The organism is Streptomyces abikoensis (assembly GCF_014648775.1).
Taxonomy (GTDB): Bacteria; Actinomycetota; Actinomycetes; order Streptomycetales; family Streptomycetaceae; genus Streptomyces; species Streptomyces abikoensis.
In genome coordinates this window covers 20,841-43,111 of sequence record NZ_BMRT01000003.1, presented here as the reverse complement: position 1 = coordinate 43,111, position 22,271 = coordinate 20,841, and the positions used below count along the sequence as shown (strand labels likewise).

Genomic DNA, 22,271 nt, shown 5'->3' with positions numbered 1-22,271 from the left:
CCTTGTGGGCTCGGTGCGGCGCGCCGGGCGTGCCGGCCCGTCGGGGTCCTGGTGGGGCGGGCGTTCGAAGGGGTCCGGCCCCGAGTGATCGCCGCACGCGAGCGTACCGGCGCGGCACCCGGTGACCGTGGACCGGGCACCGAATCGTCAGTCGGCTGCCGGAACAGATAGGCTTTGACCTGACACGCGTCTTTCCCACAACAGCACACGCGGCCGAGGAGTCACCCGGATGAGCACCACCCAGAGCGAGCGGCTGCGCGAGCTGCTGGCCCCTCTCGTCAGCGCGCGGGAGCTGGAGCTGGAAGAGGTCGAGGTGACGCCGGCCGGAAAGCGGCGTGTGCTGCGCATCGTGGTCGATTCCGACGAGGGCGTCCAGCTGGACGCGTGCGCGGACCTGAGCCGCGACATCTCCGCGAAGCTCGACGAGACCGATGTGATGGGCGGAGCCCCCTACGTTCTCGAGGTCACCTCTCCGGGTGCCGACCGTCCCCTGAGCCAGCACCGGCACTACGTCCGGGCCACGGGCCGGCTGATCAAGGCGCAGCTCGTCGAGGGCGGCGAGCTCGTCGCGCGGATCGTCGCCGTGGACGACGAGGGGCTCGACCTGGAGGTGCCGGGCGTCAAGGGCCGCAAGCCCACCGCCCGCCGCCTGACCTTCGCCGAGATCGCGAAGGCGCGTGTGGAGATCGAGTTCAACCGTAAGTCGGCCGCGGGCGACGACGCCGCGGCAGAAGCAGACGAATCCGACGAGATTCAAGAGGAGGCGTAGCCGTGGACATCGACATGAGTGCCCTGCGGGGTCTGGTGCGAGAGAAGGAGATCTCCTTCGACCTGCTGGTCGAGGCGATCGAGTCGGCCCTCCTCATCGCCTACCACCGCACCGAGGGAAGCCGCCGCCGCGCCCGCGTGGAGCTGGACCGGTCGACCGGGCACGTGACGGTCTGGGCCAAGGAGGACCCGCAGGACCTCGCCGAGGGCGAGGAGCCCCGCGAGTTCGACGACACCCCCTCCGGCTTCGGCCGGATCGCCGCGACCACCGCGAAGCAGGTCATCCTCCAGCGTCTGCGCGACGCCGAGGACGAGATCACTTTCGGTGAGTTCGCCGGCCGTGAGGGCGACGTCGTCGCGGGCGTCGTGCAGCAGGGCAAGGACCCCAAGAACGTCCTGGTCGACATCGGCAAGCTGGAAGCCATCCTGCCGGTCCAGGAGCAGGTCCCGGGCGAGGAGTACAAGCACGGCACCCGCCTGCGGACGTATGTCGTCCGCGTGGCCAAGGGCGTCCGCGGCCCGTCCGTGACCCTCTCGCGCACCCACCCCAACCTGGTGAAGAAGCTCTTCGCCATGGAGGTCCCGGAGATCGCGGACGGCTCGGTGGAGATCGCCGCCATCGCCCGCGAGGCCGGTCACCGCACCAAGATCGCGGTGCGCTCGACCCGCTCCGGACTCAACGCCAAGGGCGCCTGCATCGGCCCGATGGGCGGCCGGGTGCGCGCGGTCATGGCCGAGCTGCACGGCGAGAAGATCGACATCGTGGACTGGTCGGACGACCCGGCCGAGCTGGTGGCGCACGCGCTGTCCCCCGCTCGGGTGAGCAAGGTGGAGGTCGTCGACCTCGCCGCCCGCTCCGCCCGGGTGACCGTCCCGGACTACCAGCTCTCCCTCGCCATCGGCAAGGAGGGGCAGAACGCCCGGCTCGCGGCCCGGCTGACCGGCTGGCGGATCGACATCCGGCCGGACACCGAGCAGCCGTCCGAGCGCGACTGAGGCGCGCACCGGCGCCCTGAAGCGACGGGGGGCGCGCGTACGGCGCCCCGAGCGGCCCGGAATGGTCCGTAAAGCGACCGTGCCGGGCCGCTTCCGCCCTTGGCGGAGCTGGAAAGCGGCCCGTTGAACCAGCAGATCATGGCTGAAACGCATACGTGCGCGACCAGTGCCCCGAAGGGGTGAGGTCCGCGCGGGGAGGTAGACTTAACCAGTGTCTGGCCGGACGCATGCCCGCGCATGCCCTGAGCGCACCTGTGTGGGGTGCCGGGAGCGAGCGGCCAAGGGTGAACTGCTGCGGATCGTGATGATCGAGGGATCGTGCGTCCCCGACCCTCGCGGTACGCTGCCCGGCCGGGGTGCCTCCGTGCATCCCACACTGGTCTGCCTCGATCTGGCGGTGCGCCGCCGGGCGTTTCCCCGGGCCTTCAAGGTCCCGGGGCCGCTCGACACGGTGGAGCTCCGCCGGTACGTCGAACAGACCGATCAGCAGGAGATCGGCCCCGCGGTCACGCGGGGATGACCCACGTCAGGTACCTCGCGAGTTGGAAGTAGGTCGAGATTGCGATGAGCACTCGATGAGTACGCGATGAGTACGCCCATGAAGTAGCGACGGTCCGGCGGACACCCGGACCTAGAAGGAGCGAAGTGGCTAAGGTCCGGGTATACGAACTCGCCAAGGAGTTCGGAGTGGAGAGCAAGGTCGTCATGGCCAAGCTCCAAGAACTTGGTGAATTCGTCCGTTCGGCGTCCTCGACCATCGAGGCGCCGGTCGTCCGTAAGTTGACTGACGCATTGCAGGGGCCCGGCGGCAGCGCCGGCAAGTCCGCTGCGAAGCCCGCGGCGCCGCGCAAGGCCGCGCCCGCGAAGCCTGCTGCCCCCACTCCGGGTGCGCAGGCCCCCCGTCCCGCCGCCCCGGCCCCGAAGCCGGCCGCGGCCCCCAAGCCCGCCCCGGCGACGCCGGCCGCCGGCCCCGCGCCGACGCCGGGTCCGCGTCCGGGCCCCAAGCCGGCCCCGGCCGCCCCGGCCAAGCCGGTCACCCCGGTGCCCGCCGCGGAGTTCTCCGCGCCGGCCCCGGCCACGCCGTCCGAGCGTCCCGCCGCGCCGCGTCCCGGTGCTCCCGGCCCGCGCCCCGGCGCCCGTCCGGGTGGTCCCGCCGGCCAGCGTGACGGCGGCCGTCCCGAGCGCGCCCCGCGCCCGCAGGGCGGTCCCGGCGAGCGTGCCCCGCGTCCCGGTGGCGCCCGTCCGGCCGGTCCCCGTCCGGGCAACAACCCCTTCACCTCCGGTGGCTCCACCGGTATGGCCCGTCCGCAGGCCCCCCGTCCGGGTGGCGCCCCGCGTCCGGGTGCCGGCGGCCCCGGTGCCCCGCGCCCGCAGGGCGGTCCCGGCGGTGCCCCGCGTCCCCAGGGCGGCGCTCCGCGTCCGACCCCGGGTGGCATGCCCCGTCCGCAGGCTCCCGGTGGCGCCCCGCGTCCCGGTGGCGCTCCGGCCGGTAACCGCCCGAACCCGGGCATGATGCCGCAGCGTCCGGCTGCCGGCCCGCGTCCGGGCCCCGGTGGCGGCGGTCGCGGTCCCGGCGGCGGTGCCGGTCGTCCCGGCGGCGGTGCCGGTCGTCCCGGCTTCGCCGGTCGTCCGGCCGGTCCCGGCGGCGGCGGTCGTCCCGGTGGCGGCGGCGGCTTCGCCGGTCGTCCCGGTGGCGGTGGCCCCGGCGGCGGTGGCGGCGGCTTCGGCGGTCGTCCGGGTGGCGGCTTCGGCGGTCGTCCCGGTGGTCCGGGTGCCCGTGGTGGCACGCAGGGCGCCTTCGGCCGTCCCGGTGGTCCGGCCCGTCGTGGCCGCAAGTCCAAGCGCCAGCGTCGCCAGGAGTACGAGGCCATGCAGGCCCCGTCCGTGGGCGGCGTGATGCTGCCGCGCGGCAACGGCGACACCATTCGCCTGTCGCGTGGTGCCTCCCTCACCGACTTCGCGGAGAAGATCGGCGCCAACCCGGCGTCGCTCGTCGCCGTGATGATGAACCTCGGCGAGATGGTCACGGCCACGCAGTCCGTCTCCGACGAGACGCTGCAGCTCCTCGGCGGCGAGATGAACTACACGGTTCAGATCGTCAGCCCCGAGGAGGAGGACCGTGAGCTCCTCGAGTCGTTCGACATCGAGTTCGGTGAGAACGAGGGCGGCGAGGAGATGCTCGTCGCGCGTCCGCCGGTCGTGACCGTCATGGGTCACGTCGACCACGGTAAGACCCGACTCCTCGACGCGATCCGCAAGACCAACGTGGTCGCGGGCGAGGCCGGTGGCATCACCCAGCACATCGGTGCCTACCAGGTCGCGACCGAGGTCAACGACGAAGAGCGCAAGATCACCTTCATCGACACCCCGGGTCACGAGGCGTTCACCGCCATGCGTGCCCGTGGTGCGAAGTCGACCGACATCGCGATCCTCGTGGTGGCGGCCAACGACGGTGTCATGCCGCAGACGATCGAGGCCCTGAACCACGCCAAGGCGGCCGACGTGCCGATCGTGGTCGCGGTCAACAAGATCGACGTCGAGGGTGCCGACCCGACCAAGGTCCGCGGTCAGCTGACCGAGTTCGGTCTGGTGGCCGAGGAGTACGGCGGCGACACGATGTTCGTCGACATCTCCGCCAAGCAGGGTCTGAACATCGACAAGCTGCTCGAGGCCGTCGTCCTCACCGCCGACGCCGCGCTCGACCTGCGCGCCAACGCGGAGCAGGACGCGCAGGGCATCGCGATCGAGGCCCACCTCGACCGCGGTCGCGGCGCCGTGGCCACCGTCCTCGTCCAGCGCGGTACCCTCCGCGTCGGCGACACGATGGTCGCCGGTGACGCCTACGGTCGTGTCCGCGCGATGCTCGACGACAAGGGCCAGAACGTGGACGAGGCGGGTCCGTCGACCCCGGTCCTCGTCCTGGGTCTGACCAACGTCCCGGGCGCCGGCGACAACTTCCTCGTCGTCGACGAGGACCGTACGGCCCGCCAGATCGCCGAGAAGCGCGCCGCGCGCGAGCGCAACGCCGCCTTCGCCAAGCGCACCCGCCGGGTGTCCCTCGAGGACCTCGACAAGGTGCTCAAGGCCGGCGAGATCCAGCAGCTCAACCTCATCATCAAGGGCGACGCGTCCGGTTCGGTCGAGGCTCTCGAGTCCTCGCTGCTCCAGCTCGATGTGGGCGAGGAGGTCGACATCCGCGTGCTGCACCGCGGCGTGGGTGCGGTCACCGAGTCCGACATCAACCTGGCGTCCGGCTCCGACGCGATCGTCATCGGCTTCAACGTCCGCGCCGAGGGCCGTGCCACGCAGATGGCCGAGCGCGAGGGCGTCGACGTCCGGTACTACTCGGTCATCTACCAGGCGATCGAGGAGATCGAGGCGGCCCTCAAGGGCATGCTGAAGCCGGAGTACGAAGAGGTCGAGCTCGGTACGGCGGAGATCCGCGAGATCTTCCGCTCGTCCAAGCTGGGCAACATCGCGGGTGTTCTCATCCGCTCCGGCGAGGTCAAGCGCAACACCAAGGCGCGCCTCATCCGCGACGGCAAGGTCATCGCGGAGGAGCTCAACATCGTCGGTCTGCGTCGCTTCAAGGACGACGTCACCGAGATCCGCGAAGGCTTCGAGGGTGGTATCAACCTCGGAAACTTCAACGACATCAAGGTCGACGACGTCATCGCGACGTACGAGATGCGCGAGAAGCCGCGCGGCTGATCGCAGTAGCGTCCACCGGGGCCGGTCGGCGGAGAATATCCGTCGATCGGCCCCGGCCGTTGCGTGTACGGTTCGAAGAGTCCGTACACCGTGTACGGGAACACCTCACGCCTCCCGGGTGGGCTTCACCCGCACCACATGTATGTAGGGACTCTGTCCTTCGACATCCTCCTCGGTGACGTCCGGTCGCTGAAGGAGAAGCGCTCCGTCGTCCGCCCGATCGTCGCCGAGCTCCACCGCAAGTACGCGGTGAGCGTGGCGGAGGTCGGCGACCAGGACCTCCACCGCAGGGCCACCATCGGTGTGGCGGCGGTCTCGGGGGACCCGGGGCACCTCACGGACCTACTGGACCGCTGCGAGCGCATGGTCGCCGCACGGCCCGAAGTGGAGCTGCTGTCGGTACGGCGGCGGTTCCACGGCGAGCACGACGACTGAGCGCGTCGGCGGCGCCGAGAGCACAATGCAGGAAGACGAGAAGGAGACGGACCAGTGGCCGACAACGCGCGGGCGAAGAGGCTGGCGGACCTCATCCGCGAGGTCATCGCCCAGAAGCTGCAGCGCGGAATCAAGGACCCGCGGCTCGGCTCGCACGTGACCATCACGGACACCCGGGTCACCGGTGACCTGCGGGAGGCTACGGTCTTCTACACGGTCTACGGCGACGACGAGGAGCGTGCCAGCGCGGCGGCCGGACTGGAGAGCGCCAAGGGCATCCTGCGCTCCGAGGTCGGCCGGGCCGCGGGCACCAAGTTCACGCCGACGCTGACCTTCGTCGCGGACGCCCTGCCCGAGAACGCCCGGACCATCGAGGACCTCCTCGACCGCGCCCGTGCCTCGGACGCCCAGGTGCGCCAGGCGTCCTCGGGCGCCACCTACGCCGGTGACGCGGACCCGTACCGCAAGCCGGGCGAGGACGACGAGGACACGACCGACGAAAAGGGCGCCGGCGCCTGATGAAGGAGAAGTACAGCGGTCCGGACGGTTTGATCATCGTCGACAAGCCGGCCGGCTTCACCTCGCACGACGTCGTCGCCAAGATGCGGGGCATCGCCCGCACCCGGCGCGTCGGCCACGCGGGGACGCTCGACCCGATGGCGACCGGTGTGCTCGTCCTCGGCGTCGAGCGGGCCACCAAGCTCCTCGGTCACCTCGCGCTGACCGAGAAGGAGTACGTGGCCACCATCCGCCTCGGGCAGAACACGGTGACCGACGACGCGGAGGGGGAGATCACCTCCACCACCGACGCCTCCGGGGTCACCCGGGAGGCCATCGACGCGGGCATCGCCAAGCTCACCGGCGCGATCATGCAGGTCCCGTCCAAGGTCAGCGCGATCAAGATAGACGGCGTGCGCTCGTACAAGCGGGCGCGCGAGGGCGAGGACTTCGAGATCCCCGCCCGGCCGGTGACCGTCTCGTCGTTCACCCTCCACGCCGTGATCCCGGCGCAGGCGGAGGACGGCACCCCGGTGCAGGACCTGCTGGTGTCCGTCGTCTGCTCCTCCGGCACCTACGTCCGGGCGCTCGCCCGTGACCTGGGCGCCGACACGGGCGTCGGCGGCCACCTCACGGCACTGCGGCGCACCCGCGTCGGCCCCTACGGGATCGGCGACGCCCGCACGCTCGATCAGCTCCAGGAGGAGCTGACCGTGATGCCCGTCGCCGAGGCCGCGTCCGCCGCCTTCCAGCGCTGGGACGTGAACGAGGAGCAGGCCCGGCTGCTGGGCAACGGCGTCCGGATCAAGGTGCCGCTGTTCGACACCACCGGCCCGATCGCGGTCTTCGGACCGGACGGCCGCTTCCTCGTGCTCGTGGAGAACCAGGGCGGCCGGGCCAAGAGCCTGGCGGTCTTCGCCTAGCGGGCCCGTCCCCACGGACACCACCGTGGGGCGGGGAGCGCGTCGTTCCGACGCCTTCCCCGCCCCACGATCCCCCTCCCACTGGTCTCTATCCATCCGAGACGGGTGATTCACCCCAACGGGCAGGCGCTCGGAGTGAACCAGGGGGGTGGAAGGGGGCGCGTTCAGGATGTGATCTGGTTTCGCCGATCATCCGCTGCCTACCGTCGTGAGGACCAAGCACGCCGGGGAGGTTCGACGGAGATGAACGGTCGGCGGACCGATGCCGAGGATTCGCTCGTACGCATTCGCGACCTCGCGGGGCGCGAACGCGGCACGGGATTCCTCGCCGACGACCGCGGCACCCTGATCACCAGCCATGAGGCCGTCGACGGCCTGGCCCGGCTGGTGCTCCACGCCTCGGGCGATCTGACCTGCGTCGTCGGCGCGGAGAACGTCACGCCGCTGCCCGAGTACGACCTGGCGCTCGTGCGCACCGAGGGCCTGTGCGTCCCCCCGCTGCCGGTCGCCGCGGCCGTGAGCTTCGAGGGCGGCAAGGACGTCCGGCTGCGCGCCGGGCGCTGGCACGACGCGCGGATCATCGGCGACGTCCCGGTCACCTACACCGCCACCGACCGCTTCCACCTCCTCGGCGCCGCGCTGGAGCTGTCCCTGTCCGGCCGCTCCGGGCTGCGGCTCGGCGAGGAGGCCACCGGAGGGCCCGTCTTCGACGCCCGCACGGGGGCGGTCGTCGCCGTCCTCGGTACCGCGCTCCAGGCCGACCGCCGGGCCGCCGGATTCGCCATCCCGCTGCGGGCCGCCGCGGCGTCCTGCCCGGGCGGGGCGCTCGCGGAGCTCCTCGACCGCAACTCCGCCACCGTCCCCGCCTTCGGCCCCGACCTCAACCTGGCCGGCGCCCTCCAGCTCACCGCCACCGCCCTGGGCTCGGTCGTCACCCCCCGCGTCTGGCGCGACCCCGTGGAGCGCCCGGAGACCGAGCGGGAGTTCGCCCGCTTCCTGGACGGCGAGCCCGGCGCGGAGAGCCACGCCCTGGTGCTCGGCCTCGTGGGCGACCCCGGCACGGGCCGGACCACCGAGCTCGGCGCGCTCGCCGGCCGCCGGGCGCGCGGCGCCCAGCCCGCGCCCACCCTCTGGCTGCGCGGCGCGGACCTGCGCGTGGGCGACGAGAGCCTCCGGGACGCGATCGCCCGGGCTCTCAAGGCCGCCGGGCGCATCGTCACCGCCTCGGCGGGCCCCGCCGGCACCATCGGGGACACCACCGCCGCCACGCCCGAGGCCGTCGCCGGGCTCGCCCGCCGGGTCGGGCACCCCCTGCTCGTCCTCCTGGACGGGCCCGAGGAGATGCCGCCCGTCCTCGCCCACGCCCTGCCCGCCTGGACCACCGCGACGGTCCGCTGGCTGGAGGAGACCTCCTCCCGGCTGATCGTGGCCTGCCGCCCCGAGCACTGGGAGACCGCCGGCGCCCTCTTCCCGTCCGGCGTCCTCCACCGCCCGGGCGGCGGCCCCTGCGCCCTGCCCCCGCCGTCGGGCCCCCGGGCCCTGCCGCCCTGCTCCCGGCTGCCCGGGCTCACCCCCGCGCAGGCCGCCGAGGTCCGCGCGTCCTACGGCATCCCGCCGGGCGCCGTCGACCCCGCCGACGCCGCCCACCCCCTCGCCCTGCGACTGCTCGCCGAGGTCCGCGCGGCGCTGCCCGACGGGACGGTCGGCGCCGGCGGCACGGGGGAGGCCGCCCCCGACCGGTGGGGCGTGTTCTCCGCCTATCTGGACCTGATCTGCCTGCGCATCGCCGTGCGCCTCGCCGCGTCCCGCCGCCCGCCGCTGCGTGGACCCGCCGTCCGCCGCCTCGCGGCCAGGGTGGCCGGGCAGGTCCACGAGGCCGCCCGGCGCTGCCTCGGCCCGGGGCAGGGGGAGCTGGAACGGGAGGCGTTCGAGGAGCTGTTCCCCTGGCGCACGGGCTGGGCCTCCGCCGTCCTCACGGAGGGCCTGCTCGTCCCGGCCGGCTCCGGCTACCGCTTCGCCCACGAGGAGTTCGCCGACTGGGTGCAGGGCTCCCACCTGGACCTCGACGCCGCGCTCTACGCGCTGGTCCACCGCTGGTACGAGCCGGCGGGCCCGCCCGCCGAGGCCGCCGTGCGGCTGCCCTCCCGCTCGGGCGGCAAGGGCCCGCTGCCCACGCCGGGCGGCCACGTGCCGCCGCCGCCCGGCTCCGGCGCCGCCCGGGGCGGCGCGAAGGGCCGCCGCAAACGCGGCGGGGGCCCGGCCGAGCCGCCGCGCCCGCTGCCGGTCCCGCGCCACCGGATCGGGCCCGTCCTGGCGGCCATGCTCCTGCTCGCCCGGCGCTCGGGCCCGACGGAGCTCTCCCGCCGCCTCAGCGCCCTCGTCCACGCCATCGAGACCCTCGGGCAGCGGGCGGCGGAGGCCGAGGCCAAGGAGGAGGGCGCCGGGCGCCGCCTCGGCGATCCCGCCTGGTGGGCCGCCCACCTCCTCGGCGAGACCCTGCTGCGCGTCCCCGACGCCACGCCGTACCTGGGCGTGCTCCGCCTCCTCGCCGAGCGCGTCACGGCCCGTTCCCTGGCCGTCGGCGGTTTCGACAGCGAGGCCGGACGCACGCTGGGCGGCCTCGCGGAGTTCGGCCCCTGGTTCTGGCTCCGGCTGCCGCTCGGCCTGGCCGACCGCCTGGAGCTCCTCCGCGTCCTGATCCCGGCCGACGGGCCGCCTCCGGGAGCGACCCAGGAGGCGGCGGCGTTGTCGGCTTCTCCGTCGGCGGAGGGTTTGACGGCCGGCTCGGCGGATGGATCGGCGGCCGGGTCGGGGGCCGGTTCGGCGGCCGGGTCGGGGGACGATCAGGCGGCCGGGCCGGCGCGGGCGTCGGTGCCGACGCAGTCGCGCGGGGACGCGGAGGGGGCGCGCGCTTCCGGCGGGCGCGGGCACGGGCGTGGTGAGGCGCGGGCCGGAGCGGGGGGCGCGGGGGCGCGCGCCGCCGCTCCCGGGTCCGGTGCACAGCGGGAGGGTGCGAACGGGCCCCATGGGGCCGGTGGCGCGTGGAGCGGGTCCCCCGGGGGGACGGGCAGCGCCGACGGGGCCCGGCGGGTCCCCGGGCAGGGGGGCCCGGCGGCGTCGGGCAGGGGCCGTGGTGCCGGGCACGCCGGAGCGGCCACCGGGGCCGGGGCCGGGCTCGGTGAGTCGGGCGAGGCTCGTGGGGCGTCCGGGACAGGGGTCGGCGCGACGGCGGCCGGTGCCGCCGACCGCGGCGGCGCGGACGCGGCTCGGGCCGCCGCGGCTCGGGCCGCCGAAGAGGCGGGAGCGCCCCGGGGCGCCGGGGCGGCGTCCCGTTCCGGAAGCCGGGGCGGGGGGCCGGCGGCGGCCTGTGCCGGTGCGGCGTGGCACGCCGCGGGGAGCGGCGGGGGCGAGCCGGAGGCGTCCGACTGGGCCGACGGGCGGGGAGACCGCGCCTCCGGCGGCGCCCGGGCCCGTGGCGGCGCGGCGCAGGGCGCGGGCGCCACCGCGCGCGCCCCCTGGGGTGGTGGGGCCGGACACGTCCCCGGGCAGGGGAGGGGCGCGGGGGAGGCGCGGAACGGCGCCGGGCGCCCCCCGGTGCTGGGGCGACCCCGGAAGGTCGTCCCGGAGGACGAGCGCGTCATCTCCTTCACCTCCGCCCGCCCGGAGTCCGTCGAACCCCATCAGCCCCATGAACCCCATGAGCCCGGGGTGCCGTACAGCGAGGGATGGTCCGACGCGTGGGCCCGGACCCGCTCCGCCGACGCGCAGGAGCCCGACGGCCCCGACGGGCCCGTCGAGACGGCCGAGATGGTCGAGACGGCCGAACCCGTCGCCCCCGAGGCGAGGACGGAGCCGGAGGAGCCCGTCCGGCAGGGCGACGGCGCGGGCGCCGCTCCGCCCGCCCGGCGGCGCGCGTCCGGCGGCGACGCCCACGCGGCGCTCGCCGACCGGTTCCTGACCGCCGTCGTCACCCTCTTCACCGCCGACCCCTGCGCCGCGCAGCCCCTGCTGTGCCGCTGGTTCGCCGACGAGCGCCCCCTGCAGATCACCCCCGCCGGGGCCAGGGTCCGCCTCACCGTCGCCACCGCCGCCCAGGCCCTCCTCCACACCCACCGCCGCCGGGCCGTGGACGACCTGACCGAGGCACTGGTGGAGGCCGCCCACCCCCGGGCCGACGAACTGCTGGCCGCCCTGGCCGAGGACGAGCCGTCCGCGCTGTGCCGAGCCGTCGACCGCTGGGCCCACGACGACCGCGTCGAACGCCACGTCGCCGCCGCCGCGTACGCGCTGCGCACCGCCCCGCACGTCGTCACGCCCGCCGACCGGCAGCTGCTGCGCTACGCCGCGCTCGCCCTCCTGGAGCGGCCCGACGAGGGCACCCTCCACGGCACCGCGCTCGCCCTGCTCGTCCGCGACCCCGACACCCGCGCCAAGCACCTCCCGCAGGCCCTCGCGGCCTTCGCCACGGGCGACCCCGACCTCCCGCCCGACCTGCTCGCCCCCGCCCTCGACACCCATCCCGACCAGGTGCTCGACGTCTTCCGGGCACGCCTCTACGAGCCGGGGGAGCGGCCCGCGGCCGTGCTGCGCACCCTCGCCGGGATCTCCGCCCCCGCCACCCTGGCCCGCCGGATCACCACGCTGGTGCGCGAGCACGTCGACCACCGCCCCGAGGGCGCGGCCAACGCCGCCGAATTCGTCGACCGCCGCCTGGAGTGCGGCCCCGCCACCCGTTCCGTGCTCTTCCCGCTCGTCGTGGACCTGCTGCGCACCGGGACGCCCCAGGTGCGCCGCGCCCTCGCGCCCGTGCTCGCCGACCCCGGCACGCCCGTGTCGCGCCCGCTGCGCCAGGAGCTGCTGGAGGTGCTGATGGAGCGCGAGGAGTACGGGCCGTACGAGCGCGACGCGACCGTCCTCGACACCCTGCTGCGCGCGGTGGCCGCGGGCGCGGCCGAGCGCACCGAGGCCCGCACGCGCGACCTCGTGCACCGCACCGGCCTGCTGATGGCCCGCACGCCCGAGGGCGCCGCCTGCTTCGACCGGAGACTGACCCAGCTCGCCCGGGAGATCCCGGTCTTCGGCGCCCAGGTTCGCGGTTGGCTGAAATCCGCGCCGGCCCAATGGGCCGTGGTCGTGGGCCCGAGCGCCCGTATCCGCCTGACCGCGGGGCGTGAGAAGGGGGGTGGAGGGGGTCAGGGGGGCGCGTCGGATCCCACGCACCCAGCCGACGTGACCGGCACCGCACCGGCCGATGCGGGACGCCGCCAACCGGCATGGCACTCTTAGACCTGCGTCATCAGACAGACAAAGGTTCGGGTTCGGGCGAGGAGCGGGGACAGTGCAGCGCTGGCGTGGCTTGGAGGACATCCCCCAGGACTGGGGGCGCAGCGTCGTCACCATCGGCTCGTACGACGGCGTGCACCGCGGGCACCAGTTGATCATCGGTCGTGCGGTGGAGCGGGCGAGGGCGCTGGGCGTTCCCTCGGTCGTGGTCACCTTCGACCCGCACCCCAGCGAGGTCGTGCGCCCCGGCAGCCACCCGCCGCTGCTGGCGCCCCACCACCGGCGCGCGGAGCTGATCGCCGAGCTGGGCGTGGACGCGGTGCTGGTCCTGCCGTTCACGGCGGAGTTCTCGAAGCTGTCGCCCGCCGAGTTCGTGGTCAAGGTGCTGGTCGACAAGCTGCACGCCAAGCTCGTCGTCGAGGGCCCCAACTTCCGCTTCGGCCACCGGGCGGCGGGCAACGTCGACTTCCTCCAGGAGCTCGGCGGCACCTACGACTTCGACGTCGAGGTCATCGACCTCCACGTCTCGGGCGAGGCGGGAGGCGGGCTGCCGTTCTCCTCGACGCTGACCCGGCGCCTGGTCGCCGAGGGCGACGTGGCGGGCGCCATGGAGATCCTCGGCCGGCCGCACCGTGTGGAGGGCGTCGTCGTGCGCGGTGCCCAGCGCGGCCGCGAGCTCGGCTTCCCCACGGCCAACGTGGAGACGCTGCCGCACACCGCGATCCCGGCCGACGGCGTGTACGCGGGCTGGCTGACCGTCGAGGGCGAGGCCATGCCCGCCGCCATCTCGGTCGGCACGAACGTGCAGTTCGACGCGACCGAGCGGACGGTCGAGGCCTACGCCATCGACCGCGTCGGCCTCGACCTGTACGGGATGCACGCGGCCGTGGACTTCCTCGCGTATCTGCGCGGCATGGAGAAGTTCGCGTCCATCGACGCGCTGCTGGACCGCATGGCCGAGGACGTGAAGCAGGCGCGCGACCTGGTCGCCGCGCACGAGGCCGCGGTCGTCGCGGGCTAGCCGGGACACGGGACAGCGGAGGGCCCCGGGCACGTACCTCGTGCCCGGGGCCCTCCGCTGTCCCGTATTACCGCTTACTGCTGCGGCGGCAGGGCCCAGCCGTCCTGCTGGGGCGGCTGCGGCTGCTGGGGCTGGTGCTGGGGCTGGGCGTACGGGCTCCCCGGCTGGGCCTGGGGCATGCCCTGCCCGTAGGGGTTGTACTGCGCCTCGGGCGCGGGCTGGGGAGCGTAGCCGCCCGGCATCGGCGGGGCCTGGTGGGGCGCCGCGTACAGGCCCTGTTGCTGCTGGGCGCGGACGAAGTCCTCGGCGACCATGGCGGACAGGTGGAAGTACGCCTCCCGCGTCTTCGGCCGCATCATCTCCAGGTCGACCTCGGCACCGGTGGCCAGGTGCTCGTCGAACGGCACGACCACGACGCCCCGGCAGCGCGTCTCGAAGTGCGACACGATGTCCTCGACCTTGATCATCTTGCCGGTCTCCCGGACCCCGGAGATCACGGTGATGCTCCGCGACACCAGCTCGCCGTAGCCGTGCGCGGCGAGCCAGTCGAGGGTGGTGCTGGCGCTGCTCGCGCCGTCCACGGACGGCGTGGAGATGATGATCAGCTGGTCGGCGAGGTCGAGGACCCCGCGCATGGCGCTGTAGAGGAGGCCGGTGCCCGAGTCGGTGAGGATGATCGGGTACTGCTTGCCCAGCACGTCTATGGCGCGCCGGTAGTCCTCGTCGTTGAAGGTCGTGGAGACGGCCGGGTCCACGTCATTGGCGATGATCTCCAGTCCGGAGGGCGCCTGCGACGTGTAACGGCGGATGTCCATGTAGCTGTTGAGGTGCGGGATGGCCTGGACGAGGTCGCGGATGGTCGCGCCCGTCTCCCGGCGCACCCGGCGGCCGAGCGTACCGGCGTCGGGGTTGGCGTCGATCGCGAGGATCTTGTCCTGGCGCTCGGTGGCCAGCGTCGCCCCGAGGGCGGTGGTGGTCGTCGTCTTGCCGACGCCGCCCTTGAGGCTGATGACGGCGATGCGGTAGCAGGACAGGACGGGCGTACGGATCAGCTCCAGCTTGCGCTGCCGCTCGGCCTCCTCCTTCTTGGCACCGAACTTGAAGCGGGCCGCCGGGTTCTGCTTCTTCGGCTTCTGCTTCGCCTTCAGCAGCCGCTCCGAGGACAGCTCGACCGCCGCCGTGAAACCGAGCGGAGCGCCGTGCACGGACCGCTGCCGCTGCTCCGGCGTCACGGTCGGCCAGCCACCGGCCCGGGGGTCGAGGGGGGCCTCGGGGACACCGGGGTGGCCGGGGGCCTGACCCGGGGCCTGGCCGGGCGCCTGGGCGGGGTACGCGCCCGGGTGCGCGCCCGGCTGTGCCGCCGGGTCCATGGCCGGCGGGAGGGCACCGGGCAGGGGCGCGCCGGGTTGTGCGTACGCCCCGGGTGCGCCGCCGGGCGCGGCGGCGGGCGGCAGCGCGCCCGGGTATCCGTTGGGCTCCGCGGGCGCGGGCGGCTGCGGGTAGCCGTAGCCGGCCTGGGGGGCGGTCGCGGGCGGCATGGCCGCGCCGTCGGGGCGGGGGTAGCCGTATCCGTCGTACGACGGCGGCACGGGCGCCCCCTCGGGACGCGGGTAGCCGTAACCGCCCTGCGACGGAGCCGCGTTGGGAACGGGCATCCCGGGCGGTACGGACGCACCCGGCATGCCGGGCACGCCCGGCACCGGCTGCGGCAGGGCCGCGCCGGGCCCCTCCGCCACGGGCACGGGCGGCACGCCCGGTGCTCCGTGCGGGGCGGGAGCGGCGGGCGCGCCCCAGGGCGCGGGGGCGCCGGGCGTGCTCGACGTGCTGGGGGCGCCGGGGACGACCGGGGCGCCGTCACCGGTCGGGGCGACGGCGGACGGGGCGTCGAGGCCCGTCGGCGCGGGGGCGGTAGGTGCGGGCGGAGTGCCCGGGACGGCGGGGGCGTCAGGGGCGCCGTCGCCCGTCGGGGCGGCGGCGGGCGCGCTCGGCATGCCGGGGACACCGGGGACGGCCGGGGCGCCCGGGAAGGCAGGGGCGCCATCGCCGGCCGGAGCGGCGGCGGGCGCGACGTCGAGGCCGGTCGGGGCGGGGACGGCAGAAGAGGTGCCGTCCTCGGTCGGAGGCGTGGCCGGCGTGCCGTCGAGCCCGGTGGGCGCGCTCGGGGTGGCGGGGGCAGCGGGAGCGCCGTCACCGGTGGAAGCGGCGGCCGACGCGCTGTCAGGGCCGGTCGGGGCGCCGGACGGCGCGGGCTGCTCGTCGGCGGGCGCGGCGCTCTCCGCCGCCGGGGCGTCCGCCGGGGCCTCGGCGCGGGCGGCGTCCTGCGGCGGCGCGGCCGGCGCGTCCGCCTCGGGGTGCGGCATCCCGTGGCCGGGCACGGCGGGGTACGGCGCCTGCGGGGGCGGCGGCCAGGCGGCCGGGGGAGGGGTCTGCTGGGCCGCCGGCGGGAAGTTGGGCGGCAGCGGCGGCAGGGAGGTCTGGGGCGCGGAAGGCGGGGTCCAGGCGGACGCCGGAGCCTCGGCCGGTGCGGGCGCAGGTGTCGGTGCCGGGGCGGGCGTGGGCGCCGGAGCCGTCGCGGCCCGCGCCTCGTCGCTCCCGCCGCCCGAAGCGGACGGAACGGGCGCGACCGGCGCACTCGGTGCGATCGGAGCGCTCGGCGCGGCCGGAGTGACCGGGGCGCTCGGAGTGGCCGGCGCCGCCGAAGCGCCCTGCGTGTACCACGCGGGCGGCGTGTAGTCGATGGTGAACTCACCCGTGTGCTCGGGCTCGTGTTCGAACCCCGGCCGGTGCTCGGCGTCGGGCCGGTCCTCGCCGGCTGTCTTCCCGGCCGCTCGGATCTCGTCCCGATCGCTGCTCACAATGCCTCCTGCTGGTGTGGTCGGCTGCCCATGGATTCGGTGGACTCAGCTGGCGGGGCCGACCGTTACTGTCGCCCCGACCGCCCGGATTTCCCCATCTGTCGCAGGACAGGACCGGCGTCGGGTTCTCCAGTGCGTGCGTACGTTCTTACAGACTAATCGTCATCCGCATCTCCGGGGCAGGTCCGCCCCCGCCCCACCGTCCGCCCCTCGGTGCGGCAAGGCTTCCCCGCGCGGAGGCGGCGACACCGCTCCCGCGCCGGTGGAGCCGGGCGTCACTCCACGCGCCGGGCCGCGCCCAGCAGGCCCGTCTCGGGCTCCGTCGGACGGGTGGTGACATACATTCGTGACGAACGCGTGCACCAAAGCGTGACCCCGTCGGGGAGCGTGGACAGTTTGTCGACGTCCTCCGGCGGCAGGTTCATCGTCCGGCCGATCTGCCGCGCCTCGTCGGGCGCGACCCGCTGGACGCCCACCAGGTCCGCCTGGGCCATCAGCCGCGGCGTGGTGGGGCTCGGGTAGGGGAGCAGGGTGAGCACCGACTGCCAGGGCGCCGGACCCGTCCGGCCGCGCGGCGGGCGCGCCCCGCAGTCGCGGACGACGAGCACGGGGCTGTGCGTGGACGGCCCCTGCGGCGGCATCCGGCCGACGTCGTGGAGCGTGACGCACTGCTGCCCGCTGTTCGCCGACTGCGCGAGCGCCGTCCACAGCTGCCGCCGTCCGGTCTCGACGGCGACCCGCGCCCCCGTGCCGACCGCGCGGAGCGCGACGACCTGGGCCGTCCACGCGCCGCCGACCAGGACCACCTCGTAGGGAACGGGCCGGCCGAGGCCCAGGACGGCGGGCGCGCCCTGCTCGTCGGAGCCGATGACGACCCCGTCGTCACCCACGGGCAGGGCCAGCGACGCGAACTCCTCGTGCGACAGCTCGTGCCGCCCCCGGCGTGGCCCGAGCAGCCCGAAGCCGAACCGCGCCCGGCGGGCCGGCGCTGTCACAGGAGTCACCGAAACCACTGAAGTCACCGAAGCCACCGAAGTCACCGACGTGTCCATCAACGCGTCCCTCCCAGCGGCAGCGTGGCGAGCACGCCCGGCACCTGCTCGTGGTCCAGCCGGACCAGCCCGACCTTCACCGCCCGGGCCGCCCGCTCCAACTCGCGTCGCACCCCGCCCAATTCATCCGCACTGCGCCCGCATATACGGACATGTCCCGTCAGGGTCGGCACGTGCCGTCCTTCGAGCGTCCGCCCCCGGCCGAGCGTCAGGCTCAGCGTCGTCGACAGCGCGGGCAGCGACGTGAGCAGCGCGGCCAGTTGCGGCAGACCGGCGCCGCCCGCCCCCAGCCGGGGCCATCGGCTCACCCAGTACACCGAGTGCCAGCGGTCGTCGCACCGCCAGGCGCGCGAGGTCTCCGCCGTGCGCCGCGCGGGCGCGTCGGCGCGGCCCGCCCGCGCGGTGGCCACCGGATTGAGGTCGGCCGCCGCCGCGAGGGCGGCCGTCAGCTCCTCCTCGGACAGCGGCGTCGCCGTGAACCCGGCGCCCGGCAGCCGGCTGGCCAGCTGCCGCGCCGCGCGCAGCACACAGCGCCGCGCCCCCTCGGCGCCGCCGCCGCGCGCCGCCACGGCCTCCGGGCACAGCTCCGGGTCGAACTTCAGCGCCACCCAGGTCTGCCGCACCGCGGGGGCGCCGCTCATCTCGTGCAGCGGCGCGTAGTTCCGCGCGGGCAGCGCCTGGCCGGGCAGATGAGGGGCGGGGGCGGGCAGGGTGTTCTGCACCACCTGCACCGACTCCAGCAGGACACCGTCCACGTCCATCGCGTCCCGCAGCAGGTCCAGCGGCAGCGCCCGCTCGGTCCGCGCGGCCCGCAGCGGCCGGTCCACGGCGTCCACGCGCAGCACCGCCGTCAGGAACGTGCCGTCGCCGACCAGCCCGACCGGCTGCCGGTCGCGATCGGTGAACGACTCCGTCCACAGCGCCGGTTCGCACTCCACCAGGGGAGCCAGGCGCGGATCCGTACCCGGCGGCACAGGCTGCGCCGCCGTCCGCCGGGCCCGCCGTCGCAGCGCCGCCACGGCGGTCAGCCACTCCACGACGGGCCGCCGCCCGAGCCGTACGAACGCCAGGGCCACCAGCACCGCCGCGACCACCACGGCCGGGACGAGCGCCACCCGGCCGCCCGCCCACCCGGCGAGCACCACGGCCGCCGCGAGCTCCAGCAGCACCAACTGCGGCAGCCGGACCGGCCCCAGCGCCCCGTGCCCCGGCGCCGGCCGGAGCACGACACCCCCGGCGCCGGCGGTCCGCGCACCGGCCCTCCGCGCACCGGACTCCGGACCCCGCCCGGCCCGTACGCGCGCCATGGCAGCCACGACCCGTCAAGCCCCCTCGCACAACCCGGAATACCCCGCCGGGAAATCGGATGCCGCCTCGGGAACCCTCCCCCGGCGACAGGTGTCGATCACTTACGGGCATAGTAGAGGCTCGGTACGACACCGGGTCCGATAGGGCAGCGCCGGGCGGCCGAGGGAAGCCGCGGCGAAAACGGGGGAGAAACAGCTCGAGATGGCATCACGGCGGGACGAACTCAACGCCTACACCTTCGCGAAGAAACGGACGGTTGCCGCTTTTCTGCAGCCCTCGCCCACCGGTTCCGAAGAAGGCGCCCCGCGCCCGCTGCGCACGGTCCTGCCCGGCGTCGTCATCGGCGCCCTGCTCGTCGCCGGCTTCGGCGCCTGGGGCGTGTTCCGGCCCGTGGCGCCCAAGGGATGGGACGACGTGGCCGCCCACGTCATCGTCGGCAGTGACTCCACCACCCGCTACGTCGTGCTCAAGACGGACGGCAGGAAGCAGCTCCACCCCGTCCTCAATCTCGCCTCCGCCCGGCTGCTCCTCGCCCCCGGCAAGGGCGGCGTGATCAAGGTCCGGGAATCCGAGCTCGACGACGGACATATTCCGCGCGGCCCCACTCTCGGCATTCCGTACGCACCGGACCGAATGCCCACGGCGGCCCAAGCGGGCAAACCGAAACAGTGGGCTGTCTGCCAACAACCCGGCGGCAACGGGAAAACCACGCAAAAAGCGGTCTTCCTTTTCTCCGCGAACGACCCCAAGGCCAGGACGCTCACCGGCGCCGGACGGCTGCGCGGCCCCCAGGCCCTCTACGTCCAGGGGCCCGACGACGCCCGTTACCTCGTCGACCCCAAGGGCACCCGCTACCTCATCGGCGGCCCCGACTGGCAGCGCCAGGACCCCGCCGACCGCAGCGTCCTCCTCCGCGCCCTCTTCCCCGACGGCGCCCAGCCCCAGCGCGTCACCAAGGAGTGGCTGGGCACCCTCGGCGAGGGCACGCCCATCACCGTCCCCGCCGTCGGCGGCCGCGTCGGCGAACCCGCGGGCGTCCCCACCCTCAAGCCCAAGGCCAACCGCGTCGGCACGATCCTCCAGGCCCCCACGGGCGCCACCACCCAGCACTACGTCGTGCTGCCCGGCAAGGTCGCCCGCGTCTCGGAGTTCGTCGCCAAGCTCCTCCTCAGCAGCCGCGACCTCGCCCCCCTCGGCCAGGCCGGCGCCCCCGAGCGGGTGAGCGCCGCCGACTTCACCCCCGACGCCGAGGAGTTCCACGGCGGCGACCACTGGCCCGCCCAGGTGCCCCGCCTCGCGGCCGCCGGCGACCCCCTCGCCGGCGGCGGCACCGTGTGCAGCGTCTTCGGCGGCCTCGACGCCTCCGGCACCCCCGACCTCGGCGTGTGGACGGGCAAGGACTACCCCGCGACCATCCCCGACGGCGCCACCAGCGCCTACGTCACCCCCGGCTCCGGTCTCCTCTACCGCCAGGTCACCGGGCGCCAGACCGACAGCGGCGCGGTCTTCCTCGTCACCGACACCGGGCTGCGCTACGCCGTCCAGTCCAACAACGACAGCGCCACCGGCAAGTCGAGGATCGGCGAGGAGCCCGCCGAGGCCCGGCCCGGTGAGCCGCCCGCCGTGCCCGAGGCCGACCAGGCACGCGTCCGGCTCGGCTACAAGGACGTCAACCCCGTGCCCGTCCCCGCGAACTGGTCCCAGTTCCTGCCGACCGGGCCACGGCTGGACACCAACAGCGCCAAGCAGCCACAGGGTTCGTGAGGAACACCCGTGAACGCCCAGAACCGCACCCACGCCCACCGCCCCCAAGCCCATGAGCGCACGGACGCCCGTCAGCACACGCCCGCCCGCAAGCGCATGCCGGTCATCCTCTCCGCGACCCTGCTGACCGCCCTCACCACCGGGGCGGCACCCGCCCCCGCCACCCCGGCACCGGCGTCGGCACCGGTCGCCCTCGACGGCAGCGGCCAGTGCACCTACCCCGCCAAACCCATCAAGGGCACCCCCTGGTCGCTCCAGCGCGTCCTGCTCGACCAGCTCTGGCAGGACACCCGCGGCAAGGACGGCCACGGCAACCCCGTCCGCGTCGCCGTCATCGACACCGGCGTCGACAACCTCAACCCGCAGCTCAAGGACGCCGTCGACGCCAGGAGCGGCACCGACCTGCTTACCGGCGCCACGGACCCGGGCCGGCCCCCCGCGGCCGGAGCCTCCGGACCCGCGGGCCCCACCGTCGACCCCGTCGGCCATGGCACCAAGGTCGCCGGCATCATCGCCGCCCGCCCCTCCCCGGCGAGCGGGTTCGTCGGCATCGCCCCGGAATCGGTCATCATCCCGATCCGGCAGAACGACGAGAAGGGCACCGGTACCTCCCGCACCCTCGCCACCGGCATCCGGCAGGCCGTCGACGCCGGCGCCCGCGTCATCAACATCTCCCAGGACACCGCCACCCCGCTGCGCCCCGACTCCGACCTGGAACAGGCCGTCCAGTACGCCCTCGCCCACGACGTGGTCGTGATCGCCTCGGCCGGCAACGACGGCGCCGACGGCCAGGCCAAGGCCACGTACCCGGCCGCCTACCCCGGCGTCCTCGCCGTCGGCGCCTCCGACCGCAACAACGAACGGGCCTACTTCTCCCAGGCCGGCGACTTCGTCGGCGTGGCCGCGCCCGGCGTCGACATGGTCTCCACCGTCCCCGGCGGCGGACAGTGCGTCGACCACGGCACCAGCTTCTCCGCCCCCTACGTCGCCGGGGTCGCCGCGCTCATCCGCGCCAAGCACCCCGACTGGAAACAGCACCAGGTGGTCGCCCAGATCGAGCAGACAGCGGAACGCCCGTCCGCCGGCCGCGACCGCTACATCGGCTGGGGCGTCGTCGACCCCGCGCGCGCCCTCACCGAGGACGACCACCCCCTCGACCGCGTCACCGCCCCGGGCGGCCCGGCCCACCCCGTCGCCGCCCCCGAACCCGCGGCCCTCTCCCTCGGCGAGAGCGCGCGGGAGCGACAGGCCCGCCTGGCCACCTACGCCCTGGGCGGCACCGCCGCGCTGGTCGCCGCGATCGCCGGCTCCGCCGTCGTCGTACGGGACCGCAACCGCCGCCGCGTCCGTACGGGACCCTGACCACCGCCCCGGCCTCCGGGGGCGGCACCGCCTCAGAGGCCGGTCACCCGATGCCGTCCGCCCCGCGCGGGGCCGGCGGTGCACCGCAGATAGGAATCCATGACTCAGCCACCACCTCCTCTTCCACCGCACGACGGAGGGCTGCCGCCACAGGGCGGGGAGCCCGCTCCGCACCCGGCGGGGCAGCGCCTGCCACAGGTCTGGGACACCCGCGTCGACCCGCCGGGCACTCCGCCGACGCCACGGGGAGCCGTACCGTCGGCCGGGCCGACGGGTGGTGCCCCGGGCGGTCCGC

General features: G+C 75.0%; 14 protein-coding genes. 11 read left to right on the top strand and 3 right to left on the bottom strand.

What is annotated here, in order from left to right:
* Positions 1–229: 229 nt before the first annotated feature.
* The 9 genes from rimP (at position 230) to IE096_RS10450 (ending at position 13,635) form a co-directional block, all read left to right on the top strand.
* Positions 230–769, top strand: a complete 540-nt coding sequence (gene rimP / locus IE096_RS10490; RefSeq protein WP_189451038.1) for a ribosome maturation factor RimP — start codon at positions 230–232, stop codon at positions 767–769.
* Positions 770–771: 2 nt separating this feature from the next.
* Complete coding sequence (gene nusA / locus IE096_RS10485; RefSeq protein ID WP_189451036.1) at positions 772–1,764, top strand: transcription termination factor NusA; 993 nt, start codon at positions 772–774, stop codon at positions 1,762–1,764.
* 211 nt (positions 1,765–1,975) lie between these two features.
* Entirely contained in the window at positions 1,976–2,284 is a 309-nt protein-coding gene (locus IE096_RS10480) for a YlxR family protein (RefSeq protein WP_189451034.1), read from the top strand.
* Positions 2,285–2,409: 125 nt separating this feature from the next.
* Positions 2,410–5,475: a translation initiation factor IF-2 gene (infB, locus tag IE096_RS10475; protein WP_189451032.1), complete on the top strand. Its 3,066-nt coding sequence runs from the start codon at positions 2,410–2,412 to the stop codon at positions 5,473–5,475.
* Positions 5,476–5,613: 138 nt separating this feature from the next.
* On the top strand, positions 5,614–5,910 hold the full coding sequence (locus tag IE096_RS10470; protein WP_126916345.1) for a DUF503 domain-containing protein: 297 nt from the start codon (positions 5,614–5,616) through the stop codon (positions 5,908–5,910).
* Between the two features lie 54 nt (positions 5,911–5,964).
* Positions 5,965–6,429, top strand: coding sequence for a 30S ribosome-binding factor RbfA (rbfA, locus tag IE096_RS10465; RefSeq protein WP_189451030.1), 465 nt, complete (start codon positions 5,965–5,967; stop codon positions 6,427–6,429).
* A complete protein-coding gene (gene truB, locus IE096_RS10460; protein ID WP_189451028.1) occupies positions 6,429–7,331 on the top strand; it encodes a tRNA pseudouridine(55) synthase TruB in 903 nt (300 codons plus the stop codon). The genes rbfA and truB overlap by 1 nt, the downstream gene beginning before the upstream one ends.
* Before the next feature lie 243 nt (positions 7,332–7,574).
* Positions 7,575–12,617 carry a hypothetical protein gene (locus IE096_RS10455; RefSeq protein ID WP_189451026.1) on the top strand — a complete coding sequence of 1,681 codons (5,043 nt, stop codon included), beginning with the start codon at positions 7,575–7,577 and terminating at the stop codon, positions 12,615–12,617.
* Between the two features lie 52 nt (positions 12,618–12,669).
* On the top strand, positions 12,670–13,635 hold the full coding sequence (locus tag IE096_RS10450; protein ID WP_189451024.1) for a bifunctional riboflavin kinase/FAD synthetase: 966 nt from the start codon (positions 12,670–12,672) through the stop codon (positions 13,633–13,635).
* Positions 13,636–13,709: 74 nt separating this feature from the next.
* Here IE096_RS10450 and IE096_RS10445 read toward each other — a convergent pair whose 3' ends face one another.
* The 3 genes from IE096_RS10445 to eccE all read right to left on the bottom strand — a co-directional run bounded on the left by IE096_RS10445 (position 13,710) and on the right by eccE (position 18,849).
* Positions 13,710–16,490 carry an SCO5717 family growth-regulating ATPase gene (locus tag IE096_RS10445; protein ID WP_189451022.1) on the bottom strand — a complete coding sequence of 927 codons (2,781 nt, stop codon included), beginning with the start codon at positions 16,488–16,490 and terminating at the stop codon, positions 13,710–13,712.
* Between the two features lie 275 nt (positions 16,491–16,765).
* Positions 16,766–17,542: a hypothetical protein gene (locus IE096_RS10440; RefSeq protein ID WP_373298075.1), complete on the bottom strand. Its 777-nt coding sequence runs from the start codon at positions 17,540–17,542 to the stop codon at positions 16,766–16,768.
* Entirely contained in the window at positions 17,542–18,849 is a 1,308-nt protein-coding gene (gene eccE, locus IE096_RS10435; RefSeq protein WP_189451746.1) for a type VII secretion protein EccE, read from the bottom strand. The genes IE096_RS10440 and eccE overlap by 1 nt, the downstream gene beginning before the upstream one ends.
* 202 nt (positions 18,850–19,051) lie before the next feature.
* On the opposite strand from eccE, the gene eccB reads away from it, so the two are divergent.
* Complete coding sequence (gene eccB / locus IE096_RS10430; protein WP_189451020.1) at positions 19,052–20,614, top strand: type VII secretion protein EccB; 1,563 nt, start codon at positions 19,052–19,054, stop codon at positions 20,612–20,614.
* A 96-nt stretch (positions 20,615–20,710) separates the two neighbouring features.
* A complete protein-coding gene (gene mycP, locus IE096_RS10425; RefSeq protein ID WP_189451745.1) occupies positions 20,711–21,976 on the top strand; it encodes a type VII secretion-associated serine protease mycosin in 1,266 nt (421 codons plus the stop codon).
* Positions 21,977–22,271: the final 295 nt, after the last annotated feature.

Bases quoted from the DNA above. Each gene is read 5' to 3' on its own strand.
- eccB (WP_189451020.1), top strand. From the start codon at position 19,052: ATGGCATCACGGCGGGACGAACTCAACGCCTACACCTTCGCGAAGAAA.
- rimP (WP_189451038.1), top strand. From the start codon at position 230: ATGAGCACCACCCAGAGCGAGCGGCTGCGCGAGCTGCTGGCCCCTCTC.
- IE096_RS10440 (WP_373298075.1), bottom strand. From the start codon at position 17,542: ATGGACACGTCGGTGACTTCGGTGGCTTCGGTGACTTCAGTGGTTTCG.
- mycP (WP_189451745.1), top strand. From the start codon at position 20,711: ATGCCGGTCATCCTCTCCGCGACCCTGCTGACCGCCCTCACCACCGGG.
- truB (WP_189451028.1), top strand. From the start codon at position 6,429: ATGAAGGAGAAGTACAGCGGTCCGGACGGTTTGATCATCGTCGACAAG.
- IE096_RS10455 (WP_189451026.1), top strand. From the start codon at position 7,575: ATGAACGGTCGGCGGACCGATGCCGAGGATTCGCTCGTACGCATTCGC.
- eccE (WP_189451746.1), bottom strand. From the start codon at position 18,849: ATGGCGCGCGTACGGGCCGGGCGGGGTCCGGAGTCCGGTGCGCGGAGG.
- IE096_RS10470 (WP_126916345.1), top strand. From the start codon at position 5,614: ATGTATGTAGGGACTCTGTCCTTCGACATCCTCCTCGGTGACGTCCGG.